This is a genomic window from Shewanella sp. AC34-MNA-CIBAN-0136 (assembly GCF_040309945.1).
Lineage (GTDB): Bacteria > Pseudomonadota > Gammaproteobacteria > Enterobacterales > Shewanellaceae > Shewanella.
In genome coordinates this window covers 127,780-135,650 of record NZ_JBEOPJ010000014.1, presented here as the reverse complement: position 1 = coordinate 135,650, position 7,871 = coordinate 127,780, and the positions used below count along the sequence as shown (strand labels likewise).

Annotated in this window: 7 protein-coding genes and 1 pseudogene; 6 read left to right on the top strand and 2 right to left on the bottom strand. The window is 39.7% G+C overall.

Annotation, left to right across the window (positions count from 1 at the left end; all coding sequences use genetic code 11):
- Positions 1-235: 235 nt before the first annotated feature.
- Positions 236-1,606 (bottom strand): annotated as a pseudogene (locus tag AAEY94_RS14750) (MATE family efflux transporter).
- Positions 1,607-1,635: 29 nt separating this feature from the next.
- Between AAEY94_RS14750 and AAEY94_RS14745 the strand changes: the two are divergent.
- Positions 1,636-2,250, top strand: a complete 615-nt coding sequence (locus AAEY94_RS14745; protein WP_101088268.1) for a riboflavin synthase subunit alpha — start codon at positions 1,636-1,638, stop codon at positions 2,248-2,250.
- A 102-nt stretch (positions 2,251-2,352) separates the two neighbouring features.
- On the opposite strand, the gene AAEY94_RS14740 is transcribed toward AAEY94_RS14745, so the two are convergent.
- Complete coding sequence (locus AAEY94_RS14740; protein ID WP_101088269.1) at positions 2,353-2,553, bottom strand: CPXCG motif-containing cysteine-rich protein; 201 nt, start codon at positions 2,551-2,553, stop codon at positions 2,353-2,355.
- 496 nt (positions 2,554-3,049) lie between these two features.
- Between AAEY94_RS14740 and thrS the strand changes: the two genes are divergently transcribed.
- The 5 genes from thrS to AAEY94_RS14715 all read left to right on the top strand — a co-directional run bounded on the left by thrS (position 3,050) and on the right by AAEY94_RS14715 (position 7,852).
- Positions 3,050-4,978: a threonine--tRNA ligase gene (gene thrS / locus AAEY94_RS14735; RefSeq protein ID WP_350979126.1), complete on the top strand. Its 1,929-nt coding sequence runs from the start codon at positions 3,050-3,052 to the stop codon at positions 4,976-4,978.
- A 3-nt stretch (positions 4,979-4,981) separates the two neighbouring features.
- Positions 4,982-5,524 carry a translation initiation factor IF-3 gene (gene infC / locus AAEY94_RS14730; RefSeq protein ID WP_081430133.1) on the top strand — a complete coding sequence of 181 codons (543 nt, stop codon included), beginning with the start codon at positions 4,982-4,984 and terminating at the stop codon, positions 5,522-5,524.
- Positions 5,525-5,607: 83 nt separating this feature from the next.
- The gene (gene rpmI, locus AAEY94_RS14725; RefSeq protein ID WP_011496149.1) at positions 5,608-5,802 is read left to right on the top strand and encodes a 50S ribosomal protein L35; all 195 of its coding nucleotides are present in this window, start codon (positions 5,608-5,610) and stop codon (positions 5,800-5,802) included.
- Positions 5,803-5,818: 16 nt separating this feature from the next.
- Positions 5,819-6,178, top strand: coding sequence for a 50S ribosomal protein L20 (gene rplT / locus AAEY94_RS14720; protein WP_011637486.1), 360 nt, complete (start codon positions 5,819-5,821; stop codon positions 6,176-6,178).
- A 480-nt stretch (positions 6,179-6,658) separates the two neighbouring features.
- The gene (locus AAEY94_RS14715; RefSeq protein WP_182744483.1) at positions 6,659-7,852 is read left to right on the top strand and encodes an amino acid aminotransferase; all 1,194 of its coding nucleotides are present in this window, start codon (positions 6,659-6,661) and stop codon (positions 7,850-7,852) included.
- Positions 7,853-7,871 lie beyond the last annotated feature (19 nt).

Sequence of the window (7,871 nt, the reverse complement as noted above, 5' to 3'; positions counted from 1 at the left end):
CCGAGTGGACTCGAACCACCGACCCCTACCATGTCAAGGTAGTGCTCTAACCAGCTGAGCTACGGGTGTATTGTTTAACGTTGCACTTTAAAATCTTTTGCTTCAAAGCGGACGCTATCTTAATGGGGATAGGCTGTTGCATGCAAGCAAAAAAAACATTTATATGTCTAAATGGTGATTTGCTGTGCAACTTGATTCAAGCTTAAGCAATGTGAGTCGCTTAAACTTCAAAAAATCAATTAGATTCGCCAATCTGTTGAAACTCAAATCCTTTCTTTTGAATGTATTTCAATCTAATAGCAAACAAAATTGCTGCCGAAGTTAAGCCAGCAATTAATCCAATCCAAAATCCGTGTGCGCCCATAGGTTCAAAAATAAAATTGGTATAACCTAAAATCTAACCTGTAGTAATACCAATCACCCAATATGAAAACAAGGTGATATAGAAAGCACTTCGAGTATCTTTATAACCACGTAATGCTCCAGCGGCGACTACTTGAATTGAATCTGATATCTGATAAAACGCAGCTAACATCATTAAACTACCAGCCAAAGCGACCACTTCAGGGTTATCGTTATACAACAAGGCGATTTGATGCTTAAAGGTGACGGTTAATAGGGCGGTAAAAATGGCTAGGGTGAATGATAACCATAAACCCACTTTTGCGACTAAAGCCGATATTTCTGGTTGCCCACGGCCAAGGTAATAACCAATTCGTATCGAGACAGCAATACCTATAGATAGTGGCAGCATAAAGACAATTGACGAGAAGTTAAGGGCAATCTGATGGCTTGCAACAACATTAGCGCCTAATGGAGCTAAAAATAACGCGATAATAGCAAACAGGCTGACCTCAAAAAATAATGCCATCGCAATTGGCATACCCAATTTAGTCATAGACCACATACTGGCTAAATGAGGACGGTAAAAATGCTTAAATGGCGCGAGCTGTTTAAATGTTTTATCAACTAACATGTAAATAATCATCGCAGCTAACATGGCCCAAAAGACTAATGCAGTTGCAACACCACAACCAGCACCACCCATAGCAGGAATACCAAAACCACCATAAATAAACACGTAATTAGCGGGTATATTGACTGCTAACCCAATGAAGCCTATCACCATTGTCGGCATGGTATAAGAAATCCCCTCACTGCAACCACGTAATACTTGATACAACACGAAGGCTGGGGCACCCCACAAAATGGCATCTATGTAACCTACTGTTAATAAATGCAGTTTTGGCTCTAAATGCATAAAGTCGAGCAAATATGTTGAAGATGCGAGAAATAACATCACCCCAATACCACCAATTATGGCAATATAACCCGCCTGAAAAATGAGTGATGGAATGATTTGTTGATTATTAGCCCCATGATGTTGTGAAAATACAGGGGTAAAGGACATTAACAAGCCTTGAACAAATAAGATTGCAGGTAACCATAGACTGGTGCCAACAGCTACGGCAGCCATATCTACTGCACTCACTCTACCTGCCATCACTGTGTCAATAAAACCCATCATGGTTTGAGTCACTTGAGCTATCAGCACAGGAAGCGCTAATTTTATCAAGCGTGAAATTTGAAAACCTGTATTATTCATTAAAAAACCTATAACGGAACGAGAGAATTATGTTTACTGGTATAGTTCAAGCCACTTGTGAAGTGGTATCGATTAACAATGCTGCAGGTCTTAAAACCTTTGAAGTCGCAATGACACCACCGTTAACCCAAGGATTAGTGACAGGTGCTAGCGTAGCTAATAATGGGGTTTGCCTTACCGTAACCAAGATACTAAATGATAAGGTTTTTTTTGATGTAATGGAAGAAACATTAGCCGTAACTAACCTAGGTAATACCAGTGTCGGTGACATGGTTAATATTGAGCGCTCGTTAACGTTTGGAACTGAGATCGGTGGGCATATTTTATCTGGCCATGTACATACTCTGGCCACGGTTAAGGCTGTCAGTAACACCGACGAGCATTACAATATTGAATTACAGGTTGACTCACAATGGATGAACTACATCTTTTATAAAGGATTTGTGGGAATAAACGGTTGTAGCTTAACGGTAGGTAAAGTCAGTGACAGTGGTTTTGTACTGCATTTAATTCCAGAAACCTTAAAGTTAACTAATTTGAATCATTATAACGTTGGCGACAAGATTAATATCGAAATAGACAGTCAAACACAGGTTATTGTTGATACTGTGGAGCGAATTCTTGCTAAAAAGCAACTCGCCTAATCACCCAACATAATCACCCAACATAATCACCCAACATAATCACCTAAAATAATTATCTATATTAACTTGCCTGCTTTGAAGATTAAGCAGGCGAGCTAGGCATTAATAAATTTGTTCATCGTCAGAATCGATATGAAGTTCAATTGTTCGGCGGTTATCATCTAGGTGCATTCGAATGTGTATTGGATTACAGCAAATACGGCAGTCGTCGTAATATTCTTGATCTCCAGAACTTGCATCTAAAGTGACATATTGATGATGCCCGCAATGTGGGCAACAAATGGCACGCGAAAGTAATCTCATTGCTAGTACTCCTCACTGACTCATTTCAGTAAGTATAGTGAGCATTTTATATTTTGGGTCATCCCTAAGCATGATTTAGATACAAATCAATATTATTCACTCACAACTAAGATTAAAGTCTATTTTTATGGTTTTTTGTTCAATAATCAGTATTTAATGTAATCAATATATTTAATTTTTACTAAATAGTCATTTTTATAACAACAAACACCATCTAAATGCAAGACACAATAAAGGTGGGCTAAAGTCATATTCACTGCTGACCAATACAGTCATCTTAACCAATGAATGTTGTTGAATACCTCATATATTGCAGTTATTCATCGCACCATGGTTGCGCAACAATCCGCTTATCACATAGAATAGAGACTTGCGTTTTTGGGTAACTAAGACTCCTGTACTGTCTTGATTTCATTAACGTGCTCTCGTTCAAAAGGAACATACTTAATTACCATGTGGCCCTACGTGTGGGTCACCACTGGAAAAGGAATTTTTAATGCCTATTATTACATTGCCTGATGGCAGCAAACGTGAGTTTGCCAATCCTGTATCGACTCTTGATGTTGCATTAGACATCGGCCCTGGTTTAGCAAAAGCGTGTATTGCTGGCCTCGTAAACGGTGAATTAAAAGATGCAACTGACTTAATCACTGCAGACTCAGAGTTAGCTATCATCACGGCCAAAGACGAAGAGGGTGTTGAAATCCTTCGCCATTCTTGTGCGCATTTATTAGGTCACGCGATCAAACAAATGTGGCCTGAAACCAAAATGGCAATCGGCCCGGTTATCGACAACGGATTTTATTACGACATCGACTTAGATCATAAGCTGACGCATGAGGATATAGAAGCCTTAGAAAAGCGTATGCTTTCGTTAGCTAAAACTAACTACGATGTGGTTAAAAAAGTTGTATCTTGGCAAGACGCTCGTGATGCTTTTAGCGAACGCGGTGAAGAATACAAAATAGCTATTTTAGATGAAAACATCAGTAAAGACGCAACACCAGCGCTTTATCACCACGAAGAATACATCGACATGTGTCGTGGTCCACATGTGCCAAACATGCGTTTTTGTCAAAACTTTAAGTTAATGAGCGTTGCTGGTGCGTATTGGCGTGGTAACTCTGATAACAAAATGCTGCAACGTATATACGGCACAGCATGGGCTGACAAAAAAGCCCTTAAAACGCATTTAGTGCGTTTAGAAGAAGCGGCTAAGCGTGATCATCGTAAAATTGGTAAGCAACTAGATTTGTACCATATGCAAGAAGAAGCGCCAGGAATGGTGTTTTGGCATAACGATGGTTGGAGCATATTTTTAGAACTTGAGAAATTCATTCGTCAAAAGTTAGGTCAATACACTTATCAAGAAGTGAAAGGCCCTCTAATGATGGACCGAGTTTTATGGGAACGTTCTGGCCACTGGGATAAATACGCAGAAGCCATGTTCACCACTAACAGCGAAAACCGTGAATACGCGATTAAGCCAATGAACTGTCCAGGTCATGTACAGATTTTCAACCAAGGGTTAAAATCTTATCGCGACTTACCATTACGTATGGCAGAGTTTGGTTGTTGTCATCGTAACGAACCATCAGGTTCACTTCATGGTCTTATGCGTGTACGTGGCTTTACTCAAGACGACGCTCATGTTTTTTGTACTGATGATCAAGTACAAGATGAAGTCAGTGCATGTATCCAAATGGTATACGACACATACGCTACATTTGGTTTCGATAATATCGTGGTTAAACTGTCAACTCGCCCTGAAAAGCGTATTGGTGATGACGATATGTGGGACCGAGCTGAAGACGCTTTAAAGCAAGCTCTTGCCAATAATAATATTAAATATGAAATATTACCGGGTGAAGGCGCTTTTTATGGTCCAAAAATCGAATTTACTTTGCATGACTGTTTAGATCGTGCATGGCAATGTGGTACAGTACAACTCGATTATGCATTACCGACTCGTTTGGGTGCCACTTATGTCGCAGAAGACAACAGTCGCCAGACGCCAGTAATGATCCATCGTGCTATTTTAGGTTCTTTAGAACGTTTCATAGGTATATTGATAGAAGAATACGCCGGTAAATTCCCAACATGGCTTGCTCCAATGCAAGTTGTTGTAATGAACATTACCGATAAACAAGCTGATTATGTTGAAGAAATCGTTAAATTCTTCAAAGAACAGGGTATTCGAGCATCTTTTGACTTGAGGAATGAGAAAATAGGCTTTAAAATACGCGAACACACCCTAAGACGTGTGCCTTATTTATTGGTCGTTGGTGATCAAGAAATGGAAAATAAGGAAGTAGCGGTGCGTACGCGTGACGGTATCGATTTAGGCAAGTTAAAACTAGAAGATTTCGCCGCGATGATACGTCAACAGATTTCGCTCCGTAGTCTCAAATTGTTGGAGGAATAGGTCATAAAGATCAAAAGAACAGCAGGGCGACAGCCAGCCCCTAATAGAATCAATGATGAAATCACTGGTGTACCTGAAGTCCGTTTATCAGGTTTAGATGGTGAACCAATTGGTATATTAAGTATAAAAGAAGCTCAGAACGTTGCAGATGAAGCCGGAGTTGATCTTGTAGAGATCAGTCCCAATGCTGAGCCACCTGTCTGTCGCATAATGGACTACGGTAAGTTCCTTTTTGATAAAGCGAAAGCTCAAAAAGAACAAAAGAAGAAGCAGAAACAGGTCCAGGTTAAGGAAATTAAATTCCGTCCTGGCACTGATGAAAACGACTATCAGGTAAAACTACGCAACCTGATTCGTTTTCTAGAAGATGGTGACAAAGCGAAAATTACGCTGCGTTTCCGTGGTCGCGAAATGGCACACCAAAACCTAGGTATGGATCTTTTGAACCGTATCAAGGCTGATTTGGAAGAGTATGCGGTTGTTGAATCTTTCCCGAAAATGGAAGGTCGACAAGCAATTATGGTGCTAGCACCTAAAAAGAAATAGTAGGGCAACCCTAAAGTAGCAAAAGTCTCTTGAGGCTTTTGCTCGCCTTACGTTTATTAACGTCCCAATGCGGAGTTTTAGAAATGCCTAAAATGAAAACAGACAAGGGTGTAGCGAAGCGTTTTAAGAAAACCGCTAATGGTTTCAAGCGCAAGCAAGCACACTTACGTCACATTTTGACCAAGAAAAGCACTAAGCGTAAGCGTCACTTACGTGCTAAATGTTTAGTTGCTAAATCTGACGTTCCAGCAATCGCGCGTCAACTACCATACGCTTAATTTAGGAGTTTAGAAAATGCCAAGAGTTAAGCGTGGTGTAACCGCACGTGCTCGTCACAAGAAAGTTTTAAAATTAGCTAAAGGTTATTATGGCGCTCGTAGCCGTACTTACCGTGTTGCTGTTCAGGCAGTAACTAAAGCTGGTCAATATGCTTACCGTGACCGTCGTCAGAAAAAACGTCAATTCCGTCAGTTATGGATTGCACGTATTAATGCAGCGTCTCGTCAAAATGGTCTGTCTTACAGCCGTTTCATTAACGGCTTGAAAAAGGCGTCTATTGAAATCGATCGTAAGATTTTGGCTGACATCGCTGTTTTCGACAAAGTTGTTTTTGCAACTTTAGTTGAAAAAGCAAAAGAAGCGTTAACTAAGTAATTAGTTTAGTCGCTTTAAAAAGAGGAACCTTCGGGTTCCTTTTTTTATATCCGTTAAACGACAAGATGGACTTAATAAAGTCCTCGCAATTCTATAACTGTTTTTTTGTAATGTAATATTTACTACAGAACAAGATATTATCTGATAGTCATCCATATCATATCGAAACTTTCATTTTACTATCTTCTGACAGAAGTAACGCTAAATCACTTAGCGATTAAAAATGAATCTAACGTTACTCACCAAATAAAAAGCAATTAGCAGTCAGAGTAGTGTTCCCTGTTCTGGTAGGGAGATAATACTAATAGCAGGAAGTGACAGGATAACTAACGAAATAACCATTATCGTGTACATAAATTTGAGGAATGTTCACTTTATCATAAAATTATCTCAACTATTAAAAATCTCACTACTCACTGTCGGCATACAATGGTATAACTAAACAAAATTAGTCTCTTCACCTCACTTAGGATAGTTGTAATGATCTTTTCTCAAGTCACGCTTGCGCCAGCAGACCCGATCTTAGGCTTAACAGATGCTTTCAAAGCAGATACTCGCTCACACAAAGTCAACTTAGGTGTCGGCATTTATAAAGATGAAGCAGGGCAAACGCCGATATTATCTTCTGTAAAAAAAGCTGAAGCTATTTTACTTGAAACCGAAAAGACCAAGAATTACCTCGGTATTGAAGGTGTACAAGCTTACAATCAAGTGGTTCAAGAATTACTCTTTGGGCCTGAGAGCCAAATTATATCGGATAAACGAGCTGTAACAGCTCAAGCACCCGGTGGAACTGGGGCATTACGGGTAGCATCAGAGTTTCTAGTCCGAAATACCAAATCAACAACCATTTGGGTTAGTAATCCTACTTGGGCTAATCACCAGAATATTTTTGAAACCGCAGGATTAACCGTTAAAGAATACCGTTATTACAAAGCTGAAACACACGATATGGATTTCGATTCAATGTTAGTTGATTTAGCCAATGCGGATGCCGGTGATGTGGTTTTACTTCATGGTTGCTGTCATAACCCAACGGGTATCGATTTATCAATTGAACAATGGACACTCGTCGCCAAGGTTTGTTTAGAAAAATCATTGTTACCGTTATTTGATTTTGCTTACCAAGGTTTTGGTGCTGGTCTAGATGAAGATGCACAAGGTCTACGTACAGTTGCTGCTGTAGTACCAGAGTTATTAATTGCAAACTCTTTTTCTAAAAACTTCGGTTTATATAACGAACGCGTTGGTGCGGTAACCATCGTTGCTGAAAATCAAGATGATGCAGTAAAAAGCTTTAGCCAAATTAAAAAAACTATCCGCGCAAATTATTCTAATCCTCCGGCACATGGCGGATTGATTGTTAGTACCATTTTAGCGGATGCTGCACTGCGGCAAGAATGGGAAATAGAATTGACGCTAATGCGTGAACGCATTGCTGAAATGCGCAGTTTATTTGTCGAAAGTCTAAAAGCTGAAGGTGTCGAACAAGATTTCAGCTTCATCTCTCGTCAAAACGGTATGTTTAGTTTTTCTGGTCTGAACAAAAGCCAAGTTGCTCGTTTAAAAGATGAGTTCGCTATTTACATTGTCGGTTCTGGTCGTATTAGTGTGGCTGGGTTAACGAAAAATAATATCCCAGCGGTGTGTAAAGCCATAGCTCAAGTGATTTAGTCTTAGCTATTGGGATATA

Excerpts from the sequence above, each read along its gene's own strand:
- thrS (WP_350979126.1), top strand. The coding sequence starts at position 3,050 with ATGCCTATTATTACATTGCCTGATGGCAGCAAACGTGAGTTTGCCAAT.
- rplT (WP_011637486.1), top strand. The coding sequence starts at position 5,819 with ATGCCAAGAGTTAAGCGTGGTGTAACCGCACGTGCTCGTCACAAGAAA.
- rpmI (WP_011496149.1), top strand. The coding sequence starts at position 5,608 with ATGCCTAAAATGAAAACAGACAAGGGTGTAGCGAAGCGTTTTAAGAAA.
- AAEY94_RS14745 (WP_101088268.1), top strand. The coding sequence starts at position 1,636 with ATGTTTACTGGTATAGTTCAAGCCACTTGTGAAGTGGTATCGATTAAC.
- AAEY94_RS14715 (WP_182744483.1), top strand. The coding sequence starts at position 6,659 with ATGATCTTTTCTCAAGTCACGCTTGCGCCAGCAGACCCGATCTTAGGC.
- AAEY94_RS14740 (WP_101088269.1), bottom strand. The coding sequence starts at position 2,553 with ATGAGATTACTTTCGCGTGCCATTTGTTGCCCACATTGCGGGCATCAT.